This window comes from Streptomyces sp. NPDC102451 (genome assembly GCF_044765485.1).
In the GTDB taxonomy this organism is placed as follows: Bacteria; Actinomycetota; Actinomycetes; order Streptomycetales; family Streptomycetaceae; genus Streptomyces.
In genome coordinates, this window is the sequence record NZ_JBIWKD010000011.1 from 215,379 (window position 1) to 237,870 (window position 22,492).

The following is a 22,492-nucleotide window of genomic DNA, read 5'->3' on the forward strand; positions in this document are numbered from 1 at the left end:
TGGGTCAGGCCGCCACGGCTGCCCGGCGGCGGGCGACCGCCGCGCCGCGCGTCTCGGCCAGCGCCAGGCCCGCCACGGCGGTCAGCAGGAGCAGCGTGCCGATGACCGTGGCCGCGGTGAGCCGCTCCCGCAGGACGGTCACCGCGATGACCGCGGCGCTCACCGGTTCGAGGAGCATGATCACGGACACGGTCGCCGAGCGGACCACCGCGGCGCCCGCGAAGTACAGCGCGTAGGCGAGCGCGGTCGGCACCGCCGCCACATAGACGAGCAGCCACAGCACGTGGCCCGTCTCGACGGTGTGCGGTACGAGGCCCTCGGCCGCCGCCATGGGCAGCAGCCCGAGGGCGCCGATGCCGAAGGCCCACGCGCTGGTGGAGAGGGAGTCGCCGGCCGCGCCGTCCCGGCCGAGCCACCGGGTCAGCAGCGTGATCGCCGCGTACCCCGCGGCGGACAGCAGGGCCAGCAGCAGTCCGGTGGGCCGCACTTCGGCCGGTTCACCGCCGAGCACCAGCACGGCGAGGCCGACGAGCGCGCCGGTTACGGCGGCGAGCCCGCCCCTGCCCAGCCGCTCGCCCATGGTCAGCCGCGCGCCGACCGCGATGAGGACGGGCCCCGCGCCCAGGGTGACCACGGTGCCGACGGCGAGTCCGGTCGCCTCGACCGCCGCGAAGTACGCGCTCTGGAACACGGTGAGACCGATGCCGGTCCCCAGGATGCGCAGCAGCCGGCGACGGCGCGGCTCGGTGGGGGTGCGGGGGCGCCGGGGGCGCAGCGCGAGCGCCCCGGCCAGCAGGACGAGGCCACCGGCACAGCGCCAGAACGACAGGGCGAGAGGCCCGAGATCGCTGATCCGGAAGAGCAGGGAGGCGGCGGCGCCCGCCGTACCCCAGGCAAGGCCCGCGACGACGAGGTAGACGAGGCTCCGCCCGACGGGCAGGCCGGAAACAGGGTGGGACACGTGACTCTCCAGAAGAAGGGGGTGGTGGTCGCTCGGCTCCGCGCGCGGGCAGCGACGAACCGCTCGGGGCGTACCCGAGCCCGGTCTTCGTCCGGAGTGGCCGCCTCGCGCTAGGCGGCGGGAGGCGGAAGTACGGTCTGCGGCATGATCGACACCTTACGGTGAGGCCGGAGGCCGGAACAACTCGCCTCCGGTGGCGGTCGCATCGTGTGCCTCCGCGGCCGGCGCACCCGGGCCAGAAGCCACCGGACCCGACGGCGGCTTGGGCGCGGACGACTGCGCGATCAGGGCGCCGAGCAGCACCACCCCGCCACCCACGAGCTGCGGCGGCGAGAGGTGCTCGCCCAGCAGCACCCAGGCGAGCACGGTCGCGATGACCGCCTCGAGACAGGCGACGACGCCCGCGACCGCGGGCGAGAGCAGCCGTACCGACACCACACCGGTGGCGTAGGCGAGCACGGTCGCGATCAGCACGATCCAGCCGAGCAGCAGCCAGGCGGGGACGTCGTGCCCGTCCATCTCCGCGCTCCCGCCGAGGACCGCCCAGTCCATGGCCCAGGGGCCGGCCACCACGGTGAGTACGGCCGCTCCCGCCAGCAGTCCGTACGCGATCACGCCCACGGGGTGCGGAGGTTCGGCGTCCGCCGTGTGCCCGTGGCCGGAGCCCTGGTCCGACAGGACGAAGTAGCCGACCTGGCAGCACGCCGCGCCGAGGGCGAGGAGCAGCCCGATCACGTCGAAGCTCAGTCCGGCCCACACCTCGACGACGCAGGCGAGTCCGCCGACCGCCAGCACGACACCGGCCGCGGCGGCGCGGGTGACGGGCCTGCGCTGCACAAACCGCACCCAGCCGAGGACGAGTGCGGGCGCGAAGTACTCGATGAGGAGCGCGACCCCGACCGGGATGCGCGAGAGCGAGGCGAAGTAGAAGGCCTGCACCCCGGCCACGGCGAAGAGCCCGAACCCGGCCAGCAGGACGGGCCGTTCCCGTACCAGGTTCCGGTGCCGCCAGGCGACCGGCAGCATGACGAGCGCGGCGCCGGTCACCCGCAGCCACACCACGTGCAGCGGGTCGAGCCCCGCCTCGATCAGCGGCTTGGCCGCCACCCCTGAACCGCCGAATGCGAAGGCCGAGGCAAGGGCCAGGCCCAGACCGGCACTTCTCCCCTGAGTCGCGTGCATCGGCACATCATGGCAGCAGGCGTCAGCAGCGTCACCCCCGTCACACCTGTCCGCCGCGTGTTCATGATCACCCCTGGGGGTCCTCCATGGCCGCCCGGTCCGCGGCGCGGCCGTGAAGCGCCTCGACGGCGACCCCGGCCCGCTCCAGCACCTCGACGGCACGGCACCGGGGATCCGCGACCAGCGCCACCAGCAGGTCGAGGCCGTCGGCGTGGAGCTCCCCGCGCAGGAGCGCACGGTGGGCGGCGCGGTCCATGGCCGCTGCCGCCGAGGGCGACCACCCTTCGCCCGCGGGCTCCCGTACGGCGGGGAACGCTCCCGAGTCCTCCTGCGTCCCCTGCCAGCGGAGGCCGTATCCGATGCTCCGCTGTACGAGGTATCCGAGCACCCTGGCCAGCTGCGGCCCGCCGTCGAAGGCGTCCCGGACCTCCGGGTCGGACTCGACGAGGGAGTGCAGGAGGTGGGCCGTGTCGACATGACGGTCGCCGTCGCGCACCGCCCGCCTGCGCGCGCCCGTCACCACTCCGGTCATCGCGGGGCTCAGCCCGGCACCGGCCCACGGGTGGTTCGGTGCGGCCTGTCCGGGGATCCCTGACGTACGGATGTGCACCTCTCCACCCCATCAGTCCCGGGAGGCGAGGACATCCCCGGCACGACCCATCCGCCATCCCGCGAAAGTCGGGGGCCGGCGGGAGCTTCCTCATCCTTGGGGATGAGATCGCGCCAGGACGGCACCGCGCCGATCGCCGGCGGAGTGCACGGCGAAAAGAAGAAGGGCCCCACGAGGGGGCCCTTCTCCGCCTGCGTGTGCAGCACGGCTCAGTGCTCGTCGGCGAGGATCAGGTACAGCTTCTTACGGGCGTCGTTGATCACCGTGAGGGCCTTCTCCCGCTGGTCGGCCGAACCGGTCTTCCAGACCTGGCCGAACGCCTCCATCAGACCGAAACCGGCCTGCCGGATCTCGTTCACGCCCTCCCAGTCGACACCGCGCCCCGCCTCTTCCCAGGGAGCCTCGGGGCCGGATTCGGCCTCGCTGCGCCCCAGGTCGGTGAGGGTGAAGAGCTTCTTGCCACCCTCACTGGCGCTGCTGATCAGCCCCTCGTCCTCCAGCAGCTGGAGGGTGGGGTACACCGAGCCGGGGCTGGGCTTCCAGGCCCCTCCACTGCGCTCGCCGATCTCCTGGATCATCTCGTAACCGTGCATCGAGCGGTCCTTGAGCAGCGCGAGGATGGACGCGCGTACGTCGCCGCGCCTGGCCCTCCCCCGGCCGCCTCCCCGGCCACCGCGTCCGCCGCCGAAGGGTCCGCCGCCGAAGGGCGGTCCGAACGGACCGAACGCGGCGCGGCCGCCTCCGAAGTCTCCCCTGCCGGCGCCTCGGCGCCCGGGGCCGTATCCGTGGTCGTCTCCATGTGAACGCATGACTGCGCTCCTCTCATCATTGTGGTCACGCGACTCTTCTTTGAACGGTCGCGATGCCTCAACGATATATCGGAAGCTATCGGATGACAAGCCCCTGATGAACTGCCAGCGGGCCGCGCATCCGCGATTGGCCTTGGACCCCACGGAACGGCCCCGCCTACCGTCGGCTGCATGAAGATCCGCATCGTCGACGCGTTCACCGACCGCCCCTTCGCCGGCAACCCCGCCGGAGTCGTGATCCTGGACTCCGGGGCCTTCCCCGCAGCGGACCACCTCCAGCGCATCGCCTCCGAGGTCAACCTCTCGGAGACGGCCTTCGCGCACCCCCTGCCGCCGGGCGGTGAGGCCGACTGGGCGCTGCGCTGGTTCACCCCCGTCACCGAGGTCGATCTCTGCGGGCACGCGACACTGGCCACCGCCCATGTGCTGCACACGACGGGGGTCGCGAGCGGCACGGTGCGCCACACCACCCGCTCCGGCATCCTGCGCACCACCGCCCACGAGGACGGCTCCCTGACGCTGGACTTCCCGACAGCACCGCTGACGCCCGCGACGGCTCCGCCCGGGCTCGGTGACGCGCTCGGCGCGTCACCTGTCTCCGTTCATGACACGGGGGAGCACGTCGGCGACCTCCTTGTGGAGCTGGCCGACGAAGCGGCCGTACGGGCTCTGAGGCCGGACTTCCCGGCACTCGCCTCCCGCTCCCGGCGGGGTGTCATCGCCACGGCGGCGGCCGAGGACCCCGCGGGCGGATACGACTTCGTCTCGCGCGGCTTCTTCCCCGCGGTCGGCATCGACGAGGACCCGGTGACCGGCAGCGCCCACACCGCCCTGGCGCCGTTCTGGTCGGCCAGGTTCGGCCGCGACGACCTCGTCGGCCTCCAGGCCTCAGCCCGCCCGGGCCTGGTCCGCACCTCGCTGCGCGGTGAGCGCACGCTGCTGACCGGCGGCGCCGTCACGGTGATCGACGGGGAGCTGCTCGCCGGACTCTGAGCGCTGGGGGGGGCCGGGCCGGCCGCTCACGGGGCGGGATCGGCTCACGAGGCCACTCAGGGAGTGGGCAGCCAGCCCACCTTCCCCGCGAGCAGCGCGTAACCCACGAACGCCCCGATGTCGAGCAGGGCGTGCGCGACGACCAGCGGCCCGACCCGCCCCCATCGCCTGTACAGCAGCACGAAGACGACGCCCATGACCATGTTCCCGACGAAACCGCCGATCCCCTGGTACAGGTGGTAGGAGCCGCGCAGCACGGAACTCGCCACCAGGGCGGCCATCGGCGTCCATCCCAGCTGCCCCAGCCGGCGCAGCAGATAGCCGACGACGATGACCTCCTCCACGAGGGAGTTCTGCACCGCGGAGAGGATCAGTACGGGGAACTTCCACCACACCTCGGGCAGCGACTCCGGGACCACCGTGAGGTTGAACCCCGCGGCCCGGGCCACCAGGTAGAACGCCAGCCCCGCGCTGCCGATCCCCGCCGCGACCAGTGCGCCCCGGCCCAGGTCCGTCCCGGGCCTGGTGCGGTCGAGGCCGAGGGTCCGCAGACCGGCCTTCTCCCGGATCAGCAGATGGGCCACCAGCGCGACCGGCACCAGGGCCGAGGCGATGCCGAACAGCTGCCAGGCCAGGTCCAGCCACGGCCGCCCGGGGGCGTACGACCCGTTCAGCGTCGCCGCCTGGTCCTTGAGGCCCCCCGGCTTCGTCAGCGACCCGATGAAGCTGATCAGGGCGGAGACCCCACTGGCCCCGAGTGAGAGAGCCAGCACGAGCAGGGTTTCCGACCCGAGGATCCGCCGGGACACCCCCTCGTGAGGAATGGATTCAGCCACGCGCCCCGCCTCCACCTGTACTCCTGCCGTCAGCCGTACGTCGTCATAGCTTGCCCGACGGGGCCGGGGCGGCGGGACACCGGGAGGCGTCCTCCTCAGGGGGCGGGAAAGCCGATGGGCCAGGTGTGCACGGGCTCACCCACCTGCATCAGCTCCCCGTAGCGCCGGGTCGTCGCCGCGAGCGCACCCTCCCGTTCGAGGCCCGCCTCCAGGGCGCGGTGGTACGTGTCGACCTGCCAGGACGCTCCGTTGGCGCGGAGCCTGCAGCGCTCCTCGATGACGCCGAGGTAGCGGTCGCGGTCCGAGGGCTCGATGTTCCAGGCGTCGAGCCCGGCGGCCGCGAGCGGCAGCAGTTCGTCCCGTACGAGCTTGACGGCGGGCACCTTCGCCACGCCCCCGGAGCGTCCGGGGCGTGGCCAGAGCAGCTCGGCGTCGATCCCGTGGCGGCAGGCGGCGTCGAAGTTCTCGGCCGCCGCTTCGAAGGGCAGCTTGCTCCACACCGGCCGGGACTCGTCGGCGAGCGCGCGCACCAGTCCGTAGTAGAAGGCCGCGTTGGCGATCACATCGATGACCGTGGGGCCGGCGGGCAGGACCCGGTTCTCCACCCTGAGATGGGGCACGCCGTCGGCCAGCCCGTACACCGGGCGGTTCCACCGGTAGACCGTGCCGTTGTGCAGGACGAGTTCGGCCAGGTTCGGCACGCCCCCCGCATCGAGGACCCGCAGCGGATCCTCCTCGTCGCAGATCGGCAGCAGCGGTGGGTAGTAGCGCACGTTCTCCTCGAAGAGTTCGTACGCCGAACCGATCCAGCGCTCCCCGAACCAGGTCCTGGGGCGCACCCCCTGATTCCGGAGTTCGGGCGGCCGCACGTCCGTGGCCTGCTGGAACAGCGGGGGCCTCGACTCGCGCCACAGCTCCTTGCCGAACAGGAAGGGCGAGTTGGCCCCGAGGGCGATCTGCACGGAGGCGATGGCCTGGGCCGCGTTCCAGACGTCCGAGAATCGGTCCGGCGTCACCTGCAGGTGCAACTGGACCGATGTGCAGGCCGATTCGGGGGCGATCGAGGCAGAGGTCGAGACCAATCGCTCGACGCCCTCGATATCGAGGACGAATTCCTCGCCGCGCGCTGCCGCCATTTGGTCGTTCAGGAGCGTGTAGCGGTCGACGTCGGACAGGTTCGCCGAAACCACGTCGTCCCGGCCGAGGGTCGGCAGGATGCCGATCATCACGATCCCGGCGTCGACCTCCGCGGCCTTCCGGTGCGCATAGGCGAGCCCCGTACGCAACTCCTCGGCCAGCTGATCGAAAACCCGGCCGCTCAGCCGGTGGGGAAGAATGTTTACTTCCAGGTTGAACATCCCCAGTTCCGTCTGAAAATCCCGGCTGGCGATGCGCTGGAGCACCTCCGCATTCCGCATCCTCGGCATGCCGTCCGCCCCGGCGAGATTCAGCTCGATCTCCAGCCCCATGAGATTCCTGGGGCGATCGAACCTCCGCTCCGACAGGAGCCTCTCCAGTCCCGCCAGGCACTGGGTGAGCTTCTCGCGGTACGCCTGCCGATCGGACGCGGCAAAGGCACCCGCCACGACCTTCTCGCCCATCGAAGGGTCCCTCCTCGAGTGGGCGGCCCGCGGCACAGGCCGCTCGTATCACGATCGATAATGCCCCGCCGAGATGATCCGTAACGCCCACACGGCCGACGGGCACCCAGTAGTCTGGTGACTGAAGCCGGAGGCACATTCCGAAGGCATGGGGCATATGCAGTTTGCCCGGTTGACCTGCACGGTGGAAACACGGATGAGTTTCAGCCTACCGCCGCATCGGGAAAACACCTGGCAGTGCGGGTGGGAAGCAGTCCGAATCCACAGAAACCGCACAATACAAAGGCCGAGATCCCCCTTGCGCGCAATATGCGGGACGGGTAGCCGAAACACCGTGTGAACATTTGTCGTATAAACTCTGCGGACGAGGCAGAGAGTTGACGCACCGGCCCGTCCGCCCGTCACCGGCCTTCCTCTGGCCCGCACGCCGACAGCGCCGTCTGCACCCGCCCACGCTCCACCGTGTCTCCGAAGTGAGAGGCGACCCACTATGCCGCTGCATGTTTCCCCGGCCCCAGCGCCAGCCCTGCGCAGCGTTCTCGCGGCACTCGGTTCTCCCACCGCAGTCCGCGAGGCCCATACGCCCGCTCTCCGGTCCGTCCAGGGATCTCTGAGCCCCGAACTCCCGCTCCCGGTCCACGTACTGGACCGGATCGTGCCGAACGACGCCGCACCGCGCACCCGTCTCGCCGGCTGGCGCTTCCTGATCCGCAGCGGTGAGCGCGCCGTCGCCGCCGCGGACACCATGCTCACCGCCGACGGCTGGACCTTCTCGCACTTCTTCGAGGGGCCGTACATCGTCTCCACGGAACTCGCCGTACGACAGGCGGAGTCGACGACGACGCACTACCAGCCGCGTCTGCTGTCGGTACCTGAGCTGTACATGTTCACGCTGTGGCTGCACCACGACATCGAGGCCGACGCGGGCGGCGGCGCACTCGCCCCGACCGATGTGCTGGTGCCGCTGGCACCCGCTCCGCCGGGCATCACGGCCCACCGTCCGCACCGGGTCGCGGATCTGCTCCCGGTCATGACACTGCGTGTCACCCCGGCGCCCCTCCCGGACCTTCCGGAACTCCCCGGCCTCCTCGGGTCGCCCGCCTGACACCCTCTCCGCACACGCGCCCCTGCCGAGCTGCTCGGCGGGGGCGCGCCCGTACCCGTCCGGACTAGTCCGGTCAGGTCACCCCGAACCATCCGAACGGACAGCCCAGTTGGATCGAACCGTCCGGCCGGGTGACGCGTCATGGGAGGAGAACAGCAGCTGCCGCGAAATCCCTGCGGAGAGACGCCCGTAGGGCAACACTGGGACCGGACCGACTTGATACGGGGGCGGCCATGAACACCTCGTCCAGCCGCAGGACACTCGAATCGACGCAGCGAAAGAACCCACCCATGTGCCAGCACCAGCCACCCTGCCCGACCGCCGACTCCAACGACCGGGAAGCCGCACGCCTGACGGCCCACCACCCGGAACAGGGCTGGAGCCTGTTGTGCAACGGCGTCCTGCTCTTCGAGGACACCGGTGAGCTGCTCCCGGACGGGCAGATCATCGCCCCGCACCGTCCACTCAGGAGCGGCCAGGTGATGAAGGCCGCCTGACCGCGGCGTACGGAACACGGGGGCCGGCCCGGAGAAGTCTCCGCACCGGCCCCGACGCGTGTCCGCGTGCCTACTGGTCGTACGCGTCCAGCGGCGGGCAGGAGCAGACCAGGTTGCGGTCACCGAACGCACCGTCGATCCGGCGCACCGGCGGCCAGTACTTGTCGGAAGGCGTCACACCGGCCGGGAAGACCGCCTCTTCACGGGTGTAGCCGTGGTTCCACTCGCCACCGAGCGCCGCGGCCGTGTGCGGGGCGTTGCGCAGCGGGTTGTCGTCCGCGCTCCACTCACCGGAGGCGACCTTGTCGATCTCGCCGCGGATGGCGATCATCGTGTCGCAGAACCGGTCGAGCTCGGCCAGGTCCTCGCTCTCCGTCGGCTCGATCATGAGCGTCCCGGCCACCGGGAAGGACATGGTCGGCGAGTGGAAGCCGTAGTCGATCAGCCGCTTGGCGATGTCGTCGATGCTGACGCCGGTCGCCTTGGAGATCGGCCGCAGGTCCACGATGCACTCGTGCGCGACCAGACCGGCCGGGCCGTTGTAGAGGACCGGGAAGTGCGGTTCGAGGCGCTTGGCGATGTAGTTGGCCGCGAGTACGGCGACCTGCGTCGCACGCTTCAGGCCCTCGCCCCCCATGAGACGTACGTACGCCCATGAGATCGGCAGGATGCCGGCGGAGCCCCAGGGAGCGGCCGAGATCGGGCCGACACCGGTCTCCGGGCCGGCCGCGGGCTGGAGGGGGTGGTTGGGGAGGTACGGCGCCAGGTGGGCGCGCACCCCGACCGGTCCCACACCGGGGCCGCCGCCACCGTGCGGGATGCAGAAGGTCTTGTGCAGGTTCAGGTGGGAGACGTCGCCGCCGAAGTGGCCGGGCTTGGCGAGACCGACCAGCGCGTTGAGGTTGGCGCCGTCCACGTAGACCTGGCCGCCGGCGTCGTGCACCTCGCCGCAGATGTCGGCGACGTGCTCCTCGAAGACGCCGTGCGTGGAGGGGTAGGTGATCATGAGGACGGCGAGCTCGTCGCGGTGGGCCGCGATCTTGGCCCGGAGATCCTCTATGTCGACCTCGCCGTCGTCGGCGGTCTTCACCACGACGACCTTCATGCCGGCCATCACGGCGCTCGCGGCGTTGGTGCCGTGCGCGGACGACGGGATCAGGCAGACGGTGCGCTGGTCGTCGCCGTTGGCCCGGTGGTACGCCCGTACGGCCAGCAGGCCGGCGAACTCGCCCTGGGAGCCGGCGTTGGGCTGGATGGACACGGCGTCGTAGCCGGTGACCTCGGCGAGGCGCTCCTCCAGCTCACGGATGAGGGTGAGGAAGCCCTGCGCCTGCTCGGCCGGCGCGAAGGGGTGCAGCGCGCCGAACTCGGGCCAGGTGATCGCCTCCATCTCGGCGGTCGCGTTGAGCTTCATGGTGCAGGAGCCGAGCGGGATCATGCCGCGGTCCAACGCATAGTCGCGGTCGGCGAGCTTGCGCAGGTAGCGCAGCATCGCGGTCTCGGAGCGGTGCTGGTGGAAGACCGGGTGCGTGAGGACGGTGTCGCTGCGGAGGAGTCCCCCGGGCAGTGCGTCGGCCGTGTCGGCGTCCAGGGCGTCGATGTCGCCGCCGGCCCCGAAGGCCGCCCAGACGGCGGCGATCCGGGTGCGGGTGGTCGTCTCGTCGCAGGCGACGGAGACATGGTCGGCGTCGACGAGACGGAGGTTCACACCGCGCTCACGTGCGGCGGCGACCACGTCGGCGGCACCGCCCGGAACACGGACGGTCAGGGTGTCGAAGTACGCGTCGTGCACGACCTCGGTACCCGCGGCCCGCAGCCCCTCGGCCAGGATGGCGGCGTACCGGTGGGTGCGCCGGGCGATCGTCCGCAGCCCCTCGGGGCCGTGGTAGACGGCGTACATGCCGGCCATGACGGCGAGCAGCACCTGGGCGGTGCAGATGTTGCTGGTGGCCTTCTCGCGGCGGATGTGCTGCTCGCGGGTCTGCAGGGCCAGCCGGTAGGCCTTGTCGCCGTCCGCGTCGACGGAGACTCCGACGAGGCGGCCGGGCAGGCTGCGGGCGAACTTCTCGCGTACGGCCATGAAGCCGGCGTGCGGTCCGCCGAAGCCCATCGGGACTCCGAAGCGCTGGGTGGTGCCCACGGCGATGTCCGCGCCCAGCTCGCCGGGCGAGGTGAGCAGCGTCAGGGCCAGCAGGTCGGCGGCGACGGACACGATGGCGCCCAGTTCGTGCGCCTGCTCGATGACGGGCTTGATGTCGCGCACGGCGCCGGAGGCGCCCGGGTACTGGAGCAGCACACCGAAGACACCGCGTCCGGCGATCTCCGCGGGGATGCCGTCGGTGAGGTCGGCGACGACGACCTCGACACCGGTCGGCTCGGCGCGGGTCTCGATCACCGCGACGGTCTGCGGCAGGGTGTCGGCGTCGACCAGGAAGACGCCGCCCTTGACCTTGCCGACCCGCCGTGCGAGCGCCATGGCCTCGGCGGCGGCCGTGCCCTCGTCGAGGAGCGAGGCGCCCGAGGTCGGCAGGCCGGTGAGGTCGGCGACCATCGTCTGGAAGTTCAGGAGGGCCTCGAGCCGCCCCTGGGAGATCTCGGGCTGGTACGGCGTGTAGGCCGTGTACCAGGCGGGGTTCTCCATGACGTTGCGCAGGATCACCGGAGGGGTGAACGTGCCGTAGTAGCCGAGCCCGATCATCGGTGCGAGCACCTGGTTACGGTCGGCGAGGCTGCGCAGCTCGGCCAGGACCTCCGCCTCGGTGCGGGCCTCGGGGAGGTTCAGCGCCTCGGCACTCCTGATCACGTCGGGCACCGCGGCGGCGGTGAGCTCGTCGAGGGAGCCGTAGCCGACCTGGGCGAGCATCTTCGCCTGGGCCCCGGCATCGGGACCGATGTGGCGCTGCTCGAACGGAATGCCCTGCTCCAGCTGGGAGAGCGGAGTGCGACGGGGGGTCATGGTGGAGGCCTCCTGGTCTGTGACGACCTGCGAGGGGCGCCACGGCGTGGCTGCCCGAACGGCCTCCCCATCTGTCATCTCGACCTGAGAGCTTCACCGGGACGCCCTGGGGCGTACCGGCTTTCACCGTCGGTGAGGGTGGTACCCGCCGCGGCATGTGCCGCACGGATCCGCCCTGCTTTCCAGAGTGACCTCGTCCGTGCGGTACGGGGGCCTGAGAGATTCCGGGGAGGAGTTGCTCCTTCGGCGCCTCCGGATCGCTCCGGAGGACTCTCCCGCACAGGGTCAGCAGCCGTGTCCCAGCCTACCAGCGGGGTCGGGGCGGGCCGTCTCGAGTGGCCGACTGCCCGGATCTGGCCTTTCGTAGAGCCTGTGGAGCAGCCGCGACCACCTGATGCCGTCGTGACCAGTGGGAGGCACCGTGCAGACCGACATCGATCCGCGCAGCCTGATCGGCCGCAAGGCCTTCGACCGTCAAGGTGCCAAGATCGGAACGGTGGACGAGGTCTATCTCGACGACGCCACCGGGGTCCCCGAGTGGGCCGCCGTACGCACCGGTCTCTTCACCAGGGACGCCTTCGTCCCGCTGGAGCCGAGCGAGGTCGTCGACGGCGCGCTCGTGATCCCCTTCGAGCGGGCCCTGATCAAGGACGCGCCGGACTTCGGCGTGGGCCGCCATCTCTCTCCCGAGCAGGAACTGCAGCTCTACCGCCATTACGGACTGGACGCCTCCCCCTCTCCCGGCCCGGCTCCCGACAGGGACTTCGGCAGGCTCGCCGGCCACGAGGAGTAGTCCACCGGGTCCCGCACCAGGCGCAGCGGCTCGGCAGGCCGCAGCTGCGGATCGTCGACACGGAAGGTGCGCACCCGGCCGGGCGGCGTCCACGGTTCCTCGAAGCGCACGGTGACCCGGCCGACACCGCTGCCCTGCACCCAGCCGTGGCCGTGGACCTCGTGGCGTACGTCGTGTCCGGCCGGCCAGCGCCGCGAGGCCAGTTGCTCCTCGCTGTCCCGGGCGTCCTCCCCGGCCTGCTCGTCCACGGTGCGCTCCTGCTGCTCGTCCGGGGCCGCGGGGCCGGGCGATTCCCCGGCAGCGTGCTCCGCGGCGGCGTGCTCCGCCGCATCGGCGGCCTGCGCGAAGAGATCCTCCTGTGTGAAGTCCGCCAGCCCCGTGACACCGACTCCGAGCAGCCGGACCCCGCCGGTCGTGTCCACGGCCTCCAGAAGCCGCGCAGCGGCCTCCCTGACCACCGTGGGGTCGTCGGTGGGGCCGCGCAGCGTCTCGGACCTGGTGAGCGTCGAGAAGTCGTAGCGGCGCACCTTGAGGACGACGGTCCGCCCGGACCGGCCGGCACCCCGCAGCCGCTGCACGCACCGGTCCGCGAGCCGCTCCACCTCCGCCCTGACGCGCACCCGGTCGTGCAGGTCCACGTCGAAGGTGTCCTCGACCGACACGGACTTGGCGTCCCTCTCGGCGACGACGGGGCGGTCGTCGAAGCCCTGCGCCATGCGGTGGAGCGCGACGCCGTGCGCCTTGCCCAGCAGCCGCACGAGCTCCGCCTCGCCCGCCTCCGCGAGGTGACTGACGAGGGTCATGCCGGCCCGCCGGAGATGGTCGCCGGTCGCGGGCCCCACTCCCGGGAGGATGCGCACGGACATGGGGGCCAGGAGCTCACGCTCGGTGCCGGGCTCGATCAGCAGCAGACCGTCCGGTTTCGCCTCCTCGGAGGCGATCTTGGCCAGCATCTTGGAACCGGCGAGACCGACGGAACCGCTGAGTCCGGTGACGCCTCTGATGACCGTGCGCAGCTGCCCGCCGATCGCGCGCGCGGACGCCGAGTCGTCGGCGACGCCGCCGGCTTCCAGGTCGACGAAGGCCTCGTCGAGGCTGAGCGGCTCGACGAGTGGTGACAGCCGTCCGAGCAGCTCCATCACCTGGTCGCTCACCGTCCGGTAGAGCGCGAAGCGCGGGACGAGATACGCCGCGTTGGGCGCGAGCCGCCGCGCCTGTGCCATCGGCATCGCCGAATGCACTCCGAGACGCCGCGCCTCGTACGACGCGGTGGCGACCACGCCGCGCATCCCCAGCCCGCCGACCACCACCGGTTTGCCGCGCAGGCTCGGCTTCGCCGCCTGCTCCGCAGAGGCGTAGAAGGCATCCATGTCCAGATGCAGGATGGTGGGCGCGGCTCTCACAAGGACCGATGCTGCCCTACGCCACTGACAACCGCCCCGCCCCGCGCACGCGTCGCGCCGTACCCCGGTGACTCAGCCCGCGCGATTACGCCGCCGCGCCAGTTCGTCGGCGGGGTTGTGACCGATCAGGGTCTCCCCGGTGTCGACACGCTCTCCGTGGAGCTGGGAGAGCGCCGCGTCGACGTCCCGCCACACGACACCGACGGCGATCCCGAAGACGCCCTGGCCGCCCTGGAGCAGATTCACGACCTCGTCGGGCGAGGAGCACTCGTAGACCGTCGCCCCGTCACTCATCAGGGTCATCCGCTCCAGATCCGTGAATCCGCGGGCTCTGAGGTGCTGCACGGTGGTCCGGATGTTCTGCAGAGCGACACCCGTGTCCAGGAACCGCTTGACGATCTTGAGGAGGACCACGTCACGGAAACTGTAGAGACGCTGTGTCCCCGACCCGTACGCCGGACGTACGCTCGGCTCCACGAGTCCCGTACGCGCCCAGTAGTCGAGCTGTCGGTAGGTGATCCCGGCCGCTGCGCACGCCGTCGGCCCCCGATAGCCGATGTCCCCTGCCACTGCCACACCGTCCGCTGCCACCACCGCCGGCTGAACCGGCTGTCTGATGGAGTGGTCGGCCGCACTGCCGTGCTGCCGGTACGGCCCACCCGCAGCCGTACCGTCGCCGCTGCTTCTCACGCCGACCTCCGTCCTTGACCTGCCACCTCGAAGGTAGGCAGTCACCAGGGGTGCGTCAACGATCGCCACACTCGGCACGCCGAGTGATAATCACCCTGAGGGTGGTTTCCCGTGACTGATTTCCGGGAACGGCTTGTCGGATGCGCTGACACCGCCTCCGCGGACGGTCTACTGGCTGTTGGTCCCGAAGTCCTCCGGCGAGATCTGGTCGAGGAACTCGCGGAACTTCTCCACCTCGTCCTCCTGCTCGTCAGGGATGGCGATACCCGCGTCGTCCAGCACCCCGTCACTGCCGTAGATCGGCGTGCCGGTGCGCAGGGCGAGCGCTATGGCGTCGGACGGCCGCGCGCTCACCTCGACCCCGCTGGCAAAGACCAGCTCCGCGTAGAAGACCCCTTCCCGCAGGTCCGTGATGCGGACCTCGGTGAGCTCCTGGCCCACGGCCTCGAGCACATCCTTGAAGAGATCATGGGTCAGCGGCCTGGCCGGAGCCATGCCCTGCTGGGCGAAGGCGATCGCGGTCGCTTCCCCAGGGCCGATCCAAATAGGGAGGTACCGGTCGCCTCCCACTTCACGCAGGAGCACGATCGGTTGGTTGGAGGGCATTTCCACCCGGACACCCACAACGTCGAGCTCGTTCACACAGCAACCCTAGGACGTGCCCGCCATGTTTGGATAGTCGGGCTCCTCCGCCCTCAGTGGAAGCTTGCCTTCAGGGCGGTCTGCACGAGCGCGGCATGGAGCCTGACGGAGAGGTCCGCGAGCTCCTTCGCAGTGGCCTCCGCATGGGCTCTGGTCTGCGGATTCCGGTGCCGTCGCAGGGGTGCCACCACCTGCTCGACCAGCCCGGCCTCGCGTTCAGCGGCCGCTCTGACGGCCCGCAGGTGCCGAGGTTCCAGACCGAATCTGCCCAGATCCGCCACCAGCCGCGCCACGGTCACCGCCTCGGCGTCGTAGCTCCCGCCGGCGGCGGGCACGATCAGCCCGTACGCCTCCCACTCGTCGAGCTGCTCCTCGCTGGCCTCGGTGGCTGCCAGGAGCTCGGCGCGTCCGAGACGGGAGGCAGTGGCCTGCCCCAGGTCCTGGTCCCGCAGGGCGTCGGCAGGATCGCCCTGAGCGCCACCGGACGGCAGAGCCACCTGCTCGCCCCGCGCCAGGGCCTCCAGGTGCTCACGGATGACCTTGAGCGGCAGGTAGTGGTCCCGCTGCATGCGCAGCACCTGCGCCAGCCGCTCGACGTCGGCGGGGCTGAACTTCCGGTAGCCCGACGGCGTCCGCTGGGGCTCGATGAGCCCCTCCGTCTCCAGGAAGCGGATCTTGGAGATGGTGACTTCGGGAAACTCGTCGCGCAGCTGCAGAAGCACCGTGCCGATGCTCATCGCGCGCTCGCCCGCGGCGGCGGTGCCGTGGCCGGCACCGCCTGTCGGTGTTCGCAGCATGGGCCTTCCTGGGGGTGTCCCCCCGGACGGAGAAGTCCGGGGGAGGGTCACACGCCCCGCTGGCTCGCGTAGAAGACCAGCCGGTACTTTCCGATCTGGACTTCGTCGCCGTTGGTCAGCGCGACGGAATCGATGCGCTCGCGGTTGACGTAGGTGCCGTTGAGGCTGCCGACGTCGCCCACGGTGAAACTACCGTCCGGACTCCTGCGGAACTCCACATGACGCCGCGACACGGTCACGTCGTCGAGGAAGATGTCGCTCTGCGGGTGACGGCCGGCCGTCGTGAGGTCACCGTCGAGCAGGAAGCGGCTGCCGGAGTTCGGACCGCGTCGCACCACCAGCAGCGCGGAACCCGCAGGCAGGGCGTCGACCGCCGCCTGGGCCTCCGGCGAGAGCGAGGGAACGGCCGTCTGGCCCGTCGCCTCGGCCTCGTACGCCTCGATACCGGAGATCGAGATCGTCGAGGTCGTCTCGGAGGCGCGCTCGGGCACTCCGCCCCTCAGCGGCGCGCCGCAGTTGGAACAGAAACGGCTGGCCTCGGCGTTGCGATGCCCGCACCTCGTACAAACCGGCATGGACGAGCCCTCCGGAGCGGGGGTCGTTGGTTCCCCGAAACCTATGCGCCCTGCACCTCCGGGGTCAACGGACGACGCGCCGGACCCACCGGCGGCTCCCTCGACCTCGTCGCGGAAGAGCGGGCGCTCCGAGCCCTGCTCCTCGGCGCCCTGACGTGGAGCGCGGTGGCGGGCAGCGCTGTTGCTGTCCTCGCGGGCGCTCTTTCCGAACAACTTCGCAAACAACTTCACGGGCGTTTCCCCTTGACCGAAATAGACCCGCCCGTGGGGCAGGACGAACCCTGAATGAACACACCTGCCGACCCGGACATCTTCACAACGTCCGTATCCACCCGACAGTTTCCACCACGCGTCACCGATCCGTTGCGCCGACCCCCCGCAACCTGACGCCCGTCTCCTGAGAGCCCCGCGCGGCGCCCCCTCACCGGGACGACGACCGAGCGTAATCAGGCTGCTTCGCCGGTCGCAAGGCGTCCACGACGATGTCGTCGGCACGCGTCACCTCGGCCGTGGCCTGCTCCTTCTCGAGCGTCTGCACCACGCCACCGGGGATGTTCAGCGCCGGCTCCAGGTCCTGCGGCTTGCCGATGACCTTGAACTCGTACGGGGCCTCGATCTTCCGGCTGTCGACTCTCAACTCTCCCCCGTCGCCGGAGAAGTATGTGTTCGCCACCACCCGCACGCCGTTGATCTCGATGGCCTCGGCGCCCGCCGCGCGCAGCTCCTGGATGGTGTCGAGCAGCATGTCGGCCTCGACCGCGCCCGCCGGGTCACTGATGGTCAGAGTGATGCCGGGGCCGTGCGCGGCGACGGTGCCCGCCAGGATACCGAGCTGCCGCTCCTTCTCGAGCGTCTGCTTACGGGCCTCCTCCGCCTGGTCGGAGCTGTTCTCCAGCTCCGTGCGCTGGTCGTCGAGGCGCTGCTTCTCGTCCTCCAGGCGCTGAGTGCGGTTGTCGAGCTCGTCGAGGATGCGGACCAGGTCCTCCTGGCGGGCCCCGCGGAGGGCGCTGTTGTCGCTGTTCGACCTGACCTGGATCGCCAGGCCCAGACCGAGGACGAACAGCAGGAGCGCCACGATCAGTTGGGCCCTGCTCACCCTGGGCGGCCAGAGGCCCGCCAGCAGGCGCTGACGGCCGGAGACCTCCTCCTCGGACCTGGCCGGCGGGGGCGGCGCGGCATCGGGCACGGGCGCCTCGGCCGGGAGCGCACCGGAGTGACGACCGCTGCCGGGCCTCTGTTCGTTGCCCGGCTGCTGTGCGTCGCCCGGGTTCTGTTCGTCGTTCATCGGCCTCACGCCCGGAAGACGTGCCGGCGGATGGCCGCGGCGTTGGAGAAGATACGGATGCCGAGCACGACCACCACACCGGTGGAGAGCTGGGCCCCGACGCCCAGCTTGTCGCCGAGGAAGACGATCAGCGCGGCCACCACGACGTTCGACAGGAACGACACCACGAAGACCTTGTCCACGAAGATTCCGTCGAGCATGGCCCGCAGGCCGCCGAAGACGGCGTCGAGCGCGGCCACCACCGCGATCGGCAGATAGGGCTCGACCACCGCCGGCACTTCGGGCCGGACCAACAGTCCGACCACGACTCCCACGACGAGGCCCAGTACGGCGATCACGATGTGCCCTTCCCTGTGTCTGCCGCACCACTGCCCGTGTCTGCGGCCTGAGGCTCTGCTGTACGTACGATCAGGCTGGGCGCGGCCGGAAGGCGCACCTTCTCCTGCTCGGAGATGCTGGTGCGGATGTCGAAGCTCTCGTGCAGCGCCTGAAGATACTGGCCGTCCGCACTGTCCTGGAAGGCGTCGGCGAGCTTCTTGCCGTCCCCCACCGCCAGCACCGTGTACGGCGGCACGAGCGGCCTGTTGTCGACCAGTATGGCGTCACCCGCCGCGCGGATCGCCGAGAGGGCCGTCAGCCGCTGCCCGTTGATGGCGACCGCCTCGGCACCCGACTGCCACAGGCCGTTGACCACGCGCTGCATGTCCCGGTCGCGTACGCGGCCGGTGTCGGCGAAGCCGGTCGACTCACGGGGTCCGCCGCCGCCCTGGTCGGTGTCCTCGGCGTCGTCCACGACCAGCTTGATGCCGGGGCCTTCGACAGCGGTGGCCCCGGACAGCAGCGCCACCAGGCCGCCCTGGTCCCCGCCGTGCTCCTGGAGCGCCTTGCGCTGCCTCTCGCCGACGTCCTTGCGCAGCTTCTCGACGTCCGCCTCGAGCGTGTCCGCCGTGGAGGTCTCGGCGTTCACCCGATCGATGAGTTCCTCGCGCTCCTTGGCCACGACCGGAGCCGCGACCTGTGCCTCCGCGGCACCGAGCGTGACCACGAGGGCCGCCAGTACCAGGCCGGCGGCGAGGCCCAGCTTCGCCTTCAGCGTGCGCGGCATCCCGTCGCTGCCCTCGGCCCGGCGACGCGCCGAGGCCTCGGCGTACCCCTCGTCGAGGCTGTGTTCCATCACGGTGGTCAGCAGCGACATCGACGCGTCGGGGCGAGGACGCGGAGGGGCGCTACTCCGATCGGGGGGCGGCTGCGACATGCCGCACATCGTCGCACGTCATGCCTGCTGCCGCCGAATGGCCCCACCGATGGTCCGGAAGCCGCAGTACCCGGCTTCCGGACCGACGGCTCACCTGCTCAGTCGCCCGCGCTGTCCACGACCGCCGCCCATTCGTCGAGCAGCGCCTGGGCGGAGGCGTCGTCGGGGCCCTCGGCCCAGAGGTGCGTGACCGCTTCGGCGCGGTCGGGCAGCACCATCACCCAGCGGCCGTCCGTCTCGACCACGCGGACTCCGTCGGTGGTGTCCACACTGCGCTCCCCCGCGGCCTCCACGACCCGGCGCATGACGAGCCCCTTGACCGCCCACGGAGTGGCGAGGTCCCTGCGCAGCACATGGGCGCGCGGGATCCGGGCGTCGATCTGGCTGAGGGTGAGCTGTGTCCTGGCCACCAGGCCGATGAGCCTGACGAAGGCCGCCGCACCGTCGAAGACGCTGCTGAACTCGGGGATGATGAACCCGCCGCGGCCGTCGCCACCGAAGATCGTGGTGTCCTCGCGGCCCACCCTGGTCAGGTCGTCGGGCGAGGTCGTCGTCCACTCCACCTGCGTGCCGTGGTACGCCGCCACCTGTTCGGCGACGCGGGTCGTCGTCACCGGCAGAGCGACCCTCCCGCTCCTCCGCTCCGCGGCCACGAGGTCCAGCATGACCAGCAGGGCCCGGTCGTCCTCGATGATGCGGCCCCGCTCGTCCACGAGCGACAGCCGTTCACCGACGGGATCGAACCGTACGCCGAAGGCGGCCTGTGCGGACGACACGATCTCGCCGAGGCGCACAAGGCCGGCCCGCCTGGACTCGGCGGACTCGGTGGGGCGGGACTCGTCGAGTCCCGGGTTGATCGTCAGCGCGTCGACGCCCAGGCGCCCGAGAAGGCTCGGCAGAACGAGCCCTGCACTGCCGTTGGAGGCGTCCACGACGACCTTGAGGCCCGCGTCTGCGATTCCACTCGTGTCGACGTTGCGGAGCAGGGAGCCGGTGTAGGAGTCGAAGACGCTCGACGGGAAGTGGAGGTCGCCGATCTCGCCGGGGAAGGCCCGGCGGAATTCCTGACGGGCGTAGACGCGGTCCAGCTTCTTCTGACGTGCCTGGGAGAGGTCCGCTCCCCGCTCGTCGAAGAACATGATGTCGACCGAGTCGGGCACCCCCGGGGACGTACGGATCATGATGCCGCCGGCGCTGCCCCGCGCGGTCTGCTGGCGGGCGACCGGCAACGGCACGTTCTCCAGGTCGCGGACATCGATGGCACTGGCCTGAAGGGCCGAGATGACCGCTCTCTTCAGGGCGCGTGCACCACGGGAGTGGTCACGGGCGGTCGTTACGGTCGCACCCTTCTTGAGGGTCGTCGCGTACGCGCCGGCGAGCCTGACTGCCAGCTCAGGGGTGATCTCGACGTTCAGGATCCCGGAGACACCGCGGGCGCCGAAGAGGTGCGCCTGTCCGCGCGACTCCCAGATCACCGAGGTGTTGACGAAGGCACCGGCCTCGATGGTCTTGAACGGGTAGACCCGGACGTTGCCCTGAATGATCGATTCTTCACCGACCAGGCACTCGTCGCCGATCACGGCGCCGTCCTCGATGCGTGAGGCCCGCATGATGTCGGTGTTCTTGCCGATCACACAGCCGCGCAGATTGCTGTGCTCGCCGATGAACACGTTGTCGTGCACGACCGCGCGGTGCAGGAACGCGCCCGATTTCACGACGACGTTGGATCCGATGACGGTGTGCTCGCGGATCTCGGCACCGGCCTCGATCTTGGCGTAGTCGCCGATGTACAGCGGTCCCCGCAGTACCGCGTCGGGATGGACGTCCGCGCCTTCCGCCACCCACACACCGGGCGAGATCTCGAAGCCGTCCAGCTCCACGTCGACCTTGCGCTCCAGCACATCGGCCTGGGCCTTCACATAGCTTTCGTGCGTGCCGACGTCCTCCCAGTAGCCCTCCGCGATGTAGCCGCAGATGAGCTTGCCTTCCTTCATGAGCTGCGGGAAGACATCACCGGACCAGTCCACGGAGGTATCGGCCTGGACGTAGTCGAAGACCTCGGGCTCCATCACGTAGATACCCGTGTTCACCGTGTCCGAGAAGACCTGCCCCCAGGTCGGCTTCTCCAGGAATCGCTCCACTTTGCCGTCTTCGTCCACAATCGTGATCCCGAATTCAAGAGGATTCGGAACCCGGGTGAGACACACCGTGACGAGTGCGCCCTTCTCCTTGTGGAATGCGATGAGGTCCGTGAGGTCGAAGTCGGTGAGGGCGTCGCCGGAAATCACCAGGAAGGTGTCGTCCTTCAGGGCTTCCTCGGCGTTCTTCACGCTTCCCGCGGTACCGAGTGGCTTCTCCTCGTTGGCATAGCTGAGCTCCATTCCGAGCTCTTCGCCGTCGCCGAAGTAATTCTTGACGAGAGAGGCGAGGAACTGGACGGTAACGACTGTCTCGTTGAGCCCATGCCGTTTGAGCAGCCTCAGCACATGCTCCATGATCGGGCGGTTGGCCACGGGCAGGAGCGGCTTGGGCATGCTTGAGGTCATGGGGCGAAGGCGGGTGCCTTCACCGCCTGCCATCACGACGGCCTTCATGTCGGAAACGTCCTCCTTGAAGAGACGACGGTCTAGCCGACTTCACCCGTCGGGGCACCACAACTGCATCCGGTGCGGGCCGGCGACTCTGCACGGCTCCACATCGACGAGCTAATCGGCTACTTCATCCGCCTTGACCAGACGGCGGACCTGGACCACGTAGAGGATCCCTGCCCACCAGTAGAGGGTTGTACCCCACCCAGCGAACGCCCATCCGAAAATGGTGCCCAGCGAAGCAAGCCAACCACTTCCGTCGCTGAGCAGCAACAAGGGGAAGGCGTACATCAGGTTGAATGTTGCAGCTTTCCCCAGGAAGTTCACCTGGGGCGGCGGATAGCCGTGCCTGCGCAGGATTCCCACCATGACGAGGAGCATCAGCTCACGCGCGAGGAGAGCCGCTGTCAGCCAGAGCGGCAGGATCTCCCGCCAGGTGAGCCCGACGAGGGTGGAAAGAATGTAGAGGCGGTCGGCGGCCGGGTCCAGGAGCCGGCCGAGCTTGCTGATCTGATTCCATCGGCGGGCGAGCTTGCCGTCGAGGTAGTCACTGACCCCGCTCAGCATCAGGACCAGCAGGGCCCAGCCGTCACTGTTGGGCCCGCCGAACACGGGGCGAAGGATCAGCCACAGGAAGAGCGGTACGCCGACGAGGCGGGCCATGCTGAGGATGTTGGGGATGGTGAGTACTCGGTCCGTCTGAACTCGAGTCTCCTGGACCTCCACCCGGGGGCCTCCTGTGAAGAACGTGCCAATGATGCCCCCTGACCTTACCCTCAGTCCTCGGGCTCCGATGCACAGGGGTCCAGGGAAGGTCCGGAACGCAGAAAAGCCCCGTGCCACAAGGGCACGGGGCTTTCCCGGAATAATTGTTCGGCGGCGTCCTACTCTCCCACAGGGTCCCCCCTGCAGTA

General features: G+C 70.2%; 21 protein-coding genes and 1 riboswitch. Of the genes, 4 read left to right on the forward strand and 17 right to left on the reverse strand.

Annotated elements, in window-relative coordinates:
* Nucleotides 1-4: 4 nt before the first annotated feature.
* From ACIRD8_RS24420 to ACIRD8_RS24435, 4 genes are all read right to left on the reverse strand, one after another.
* Nucleotides 5-961: a DMT family transporter gene (locus ACIRD8_RS24420; protein WP_403995279.1), complete on the reverse strand. Its 957-nt coding sequence runs from the start codon at nucleotides 959-961 to the stop codon at nucleotides 5-7.
* A gap of 156 nt (nucleotides 962-1,117) precedes the next feature.
* Entirely contained in the window at nucleotides 1,118-2,143 is a 1,026-nt protein-coding gene (locus ACIRD8_RS24425; RefSeq protein WP_403995282.1) for an EamA family transporter, read from the reverse strand.
* A gap of 67 nt (nucleotides 2,144-2,210) precedes the next feature.
* Complete coding sequence (locus tag ACIRD8_RS24430) at nucleotides 2,211-2,753, reverse strand: Clp protease N-terminal domain-containing protein (RefSeq protein WP_403995285.1); 543 nt, start codon at nucleotides 2,751-2,753, stop codon at nucleotides 2,211-2,213.
* 209 nt (nucleotides 2,754-2,962) lie between these two features.
* On the reverse strand, nucleotides 2,963-3,562 hold the full coding sequence (locus ACIRD8_RS24435; RefSeq protein WP_403995288.1) for a PadR family transcriptional regulator: 600 nt from the start codon (nucleotides 3,560-3,562) through the stop codon (nucleotides 2,963-2,965).
* 171 nt (nucleotides 3,563-3,733) lie between these two features.
* Here ACIRD8_RS24435 and ACIRD8_RS24440 point away from each other — a divergent pair, with 171 nt between their 5' ends.
* Nucleotides 3,734-4,555, forward strand: a complete 822-nt coding sequence (locus tag ACIRD8_RS24440; protein ID WP_403995291.1) for a PhzF family phenazine biosynthesis protein — start codon at nucleotides 3,734-3,736, stop codon at nucleotides 4,553-4,555.
* A 56-nt stretch (nucleotides 4,556-4,611) separates the two neighbouring features.
* Here the strand turns inward: ACIRD8_RS24440 and ACIRD8_RS24445 are convergent, their stop codons facing one another.
* Both ACIRD8_RS24445 and ACIRD8_RS24450 read right to left on the reverse strand, forming a co-directional pair.
* On the reverse strand, nucleotides 4,612-5,391 hold the full coding sequence (locus ACIRD8_RS24445; protein ID WP_403995294.1) for a CPBP family intramembrane glutamic endopeptidase: 780 nt from the start codon (nucleotides 5,389-5,391) through the stop codon (nucleotides 4,612-4,614).
* 95 nt (nucleotides 5,392-5,486) lie between these two features.
* Nucleotides 5,487-6,992, reverse strand: coding sequence for a glutamate-cysteine ligase family protein (locus tag ACIRD8_RS24450; RefSeq protein WP_403995297.1), 1,506 nt, complete (start codon nucleotides 6,990-6,992; stop codon nucleotides 5,487-5,489).
* A gap of 490 nt (nucleotides 6,993-7,482) precedes the next feature.
* Here ACIRD8_RS24450 and ACIRD8_RS24455 point away from each other — a divergent pair, with 490 nt between their 5' ends.
* The gene (locus ACIRD8_RS24455) at nucleotides 7,483-8,097 is read left to right on the forward strand and encodes a hypothetical protein (RefSeq protein ID WP_403995300.1); all 615 of its coding nucleotides are present in this window, start codon (nucleotides 7,483-7,485) and stop codon (nucleotides 8,095-8,097) included.
* 290 nt (nucleotides 8,098-8,387) lie between these two features.
* The gene (locus ACIRD8_RS24460) at nucleotides 8,388-8,594 is read left to right on the forward strand and encodes a DUF5999 family protein (protein WP_104790521.1); all 207 of its coding nucleotides are present in this window, start codon (nucleotides 8,388-8,390) and stop codon (nucleotides 8,592-8,594) included.
* Nucleotides 8,595-8,664: 70 nt separating this feature from the next.
* Here ACIRD8_RS24460 and gcvP read toward each other — a convergent pair whose 3' ends face one another.
* Nucleotides 8,665-11,550, reverse strand: coding sequence for an aminomethyl-transferring glycine dehydrogenase (gcvP, locus tag ACIRD8_RS24465; RefSeq protein ID WP_403995303.1), 2,886 nt, complete (start codon nucleotides 11,548-11,550; stop codon nucleotides 8,665-8,667).
* Nucleotides 11,551-11,742: 192 nt separating this feature from the next.
* Nucleotides 11,743-11,838: riboswitch (glycine riboswitch) on the reverse strand.
* A 133-nt stretch (nucleotides 11,839-11,971) separates the two neighbouring features.
* On the opposite strand from gcvP, the gene ACIRD8_RS24470 reads away from it, so the two are divergent.
* Nucleotides 11,972-12,343, forward strand: a complete 372-nt coding sequence (locus tag ACIRD8_RS24470) for a PRC-barrel domain-containing protein (protein ID WP_403995306.1) — start codon at nucleotides 11,972-11,974, stop codon at nucleotides 12,341-12,343.
* On the opposite strand, the gene ACIRD8_RS24475 is transcribed toward ACIRD8_RS24470, so the two are convergent.
* The 10 genes from ACIRD8_RS24475 to ACIRD8_RS24520 form a co-directional block, all read right to left on the reverse strand.
* Complete coding sequence (locus ACIRD8_RS24475) at nucleotides 12,265-13,746, reverse strand: DNA polymerase IV (RefSeq protein WP_403995309.1); 1,482 nt, start codon at nucleotides 13,744-13,746, stop codon at nucleotides 12,265-12,267. The two genes, ACIRD8_RS24470 and ACIRD8_RS24475, sit on opposite strands and share 79 nt — an antisense overlap.
* A 72-nt stretch (nucleotides 13,747-13,818) precedes the next feature.
* The gene (locus tag ACIRD8_RS24480; protein ID WP_383118025.1) at nucleotides 13,819-14,436 is read right to left on the reverse strand and encodes a MerR family transcriptional regulator; all 618 of its coding nucleotides are present in this window, start codon (nucleotides 14,434-14,436) and stop codon (nucleotides 13,819-13,821) included.
* A gap of 168 nt (nucleotides 14,437-14,604) precedes the next feature.
* On the reverse strand, nucleotides 14,605-15,078 hold the full coding sequence (locus ACIRD8_RS24485) for a bifunctional nuclease family protein (protein ID WP_006123076.1): 474 nt from the start codon (nucleotides 15,076-15,078) through the stop codon (nucleotides 14,605-14,607).
* A gap of 53 nt (nucleotides 15,079-15,131) precedes the next feature.
* On the reverse strand, nucleotides 15,132-15,875 hold the full coding sequence (locus ACIRD8_RS24490; RefSeq protein ID WP_403995312.1) for a MerR family transcriptional regulator: 744 nt from the start codon (nucleotides 15,873-15,875) through the stop codon (nucleotides 15,132-15,134).
* A 47-nt stretch (nucleotides 15,876-15,922) separates the two neighbouring features.
* Entirely contained in the window at nucleotides 15,923-16,681 is a 759-nt protein-coding gene (locus ACIRD8_RS24495) for an FHA domain-containing protein (RefSeq protein WP_403995315.1), read from the reverse strand.
* A 190-nt stretch (nucleotides 16,682-16,871) separates the two neighbouring features.
* Nucleotides 16,872-17,735 carry a DUF881 domain-containing protein gene (locus ACIRD8_RS24500; RefSeq protein WP_403995318.1) on the reverse strand — a complete coding sequence of 288 codons (864 nt, stop codon included), beginning with the start codon at nucleotides 17,733-17,735 and terminating at the stop codon, nucleotides 16,872-16,874.
* Nucleotides 17,736-17,740: 5 nt separating this feature from the next.
* The gene (locus ACIRD8_RS24505; protein WP_003970459.1) at nucleotides 17,741-18,073 is read right to left on the reverse strand and encodes a small basic family protein; all 333 of its coding nucleotides are present in this window, start codon (nucleotides 18,071-18,073) and stop codon (nucleotides 17,741-17,743) included.
* Nucleotides 18,070-18,990, reverse strand: coding sequence for a DUF881 domain-containing protein (locus ACIRD8_RS24510; protein WP_403995321.1), 921 nt, complete (start codon nucleotides 18,988-18,990; stop codon nucleotides 18,070-18,072). Before ACIRD8_RS24510 ends, ACIRD8_RS24505 begins: the two co-directional genes overlap by 4 nt.
* A 98-nt stretch (nucleotides 18,991-19,088) precedes the next feature.
* Nucleotides 19,089-21,584: a sugar phosphate nucleotidyltransferase gene (locus ACIRD8_RS24515; RefSeq protein WP_403995323.1), complete on the reverse strand. Its 2,496-nt coding sequence runs from the start codon at nucleotides 21,582-21,584 to the stop codon at nucleotides 19,089-19,091.
* 111 nt (nucleotides 21,585-21,695) lie between these two features.
* Nucleotides 21,696-22,304, reverse strand: a complete 609-nt coding sequence (locus ACIRD8_RS24520; RefSeq protein WP_403995326.1) for a CDP-alcohol phosphatidyltransferase family protein — start codon at nucleotides 22,302-22,304, stop codon at nucleotides 21,696-21,698.
* Nucleotides 22,305-22,492: the final 188 nt, after the last annotated feature.

What these genes read in the sequence shown, in the direction of transcription:
- ACIRD8_RS24425 (WP_403995282.1), bottom strand. Translation starts at nt 2,143, where the DNA reads ATGCACGCGACTCAGGGGAGAAGTGCCGGTCTGGGCCTGGCCCTTGCC.
- ACIRD8_RS24435 (WP_403995288.1), bottom strand. Translation starts at nt 3,562, where the DNA reads ATGCGTTCACATGGAGACGACCACGGATACGGCCCCGGGCGCCGAGGC.
- ACIRD8_RS24440 (WP_403995291.1), top strand. Translation starts at nt 3,734, where the DNA reads ATGAAGATCCGCATCGTCGACGCGTTCACCGACCGCCCCTTCGCCGGC.
- ACIRD8_RS24450 (WP_403995297.1), bottom strand. Translation starts at nt 6,992, where the DNA reads ATGGGCGAGAAGGTCGTGGCGGGTGCCTTTGCCGCGTCCGATCGGCAG.
- ACIRD8_RS24455 (WP_403995300.1), top strand. Translation starts at nt 7,483, where the DNA reads ATGCCGCTGCATGTTTCCCCGGCCCCAGCGCCAGCCCTGCGCAGCGTT.
- ACIRD8_RS24460 (WP_104790521.1), top strand. Translation starts at nt 8,388, where the DNA reads ATGTGCCAGCACCAGCCACCCTGCCCGACCGCCGACTCCAACGACCGG.
- gcvP (WP_403995303.1), bottom strand. Translation starts at nt 11,550, where the DNA reads ATGACCCCCCGTCGCACTCCGCTCTCCCAGCTGGAGCAGGGCATTCCG.
- ACIRD8_RS24490 (WP_403995312.1), bottom strand. Translation starts at nt 15,875, where the DNA reads ATGCTGCGAACACCGACAGGCGGTGCCGGCCACGGCACCGCCGCCGCG.
- ACIRD8_RS24500 (WP_403995318.1), bottom strand. Translation starts at nt 17,735, where the DNA reads ATGAACGACGAACAGAACCCGGGCGACGCACAGCAGCCGGGCAACGAA.
- ACIRD8_RS24510 (WP_403995321.1), bottom strand. Translation starts at nt 18,990, where the DNA reads ATGTCGCAGCCGCCCCCCGATCGGAGTAGCGCCCCTCCGCGTCCTCGC.
- ACIRD8_RS24515 (WP_403995323.1), bottom strand. Translation starts at nt 21,584, where the DNA reads ATGAAGGCCGTCGTGATGGCAGGCGGTGAAGGCACCCGCCTTCGCCCC.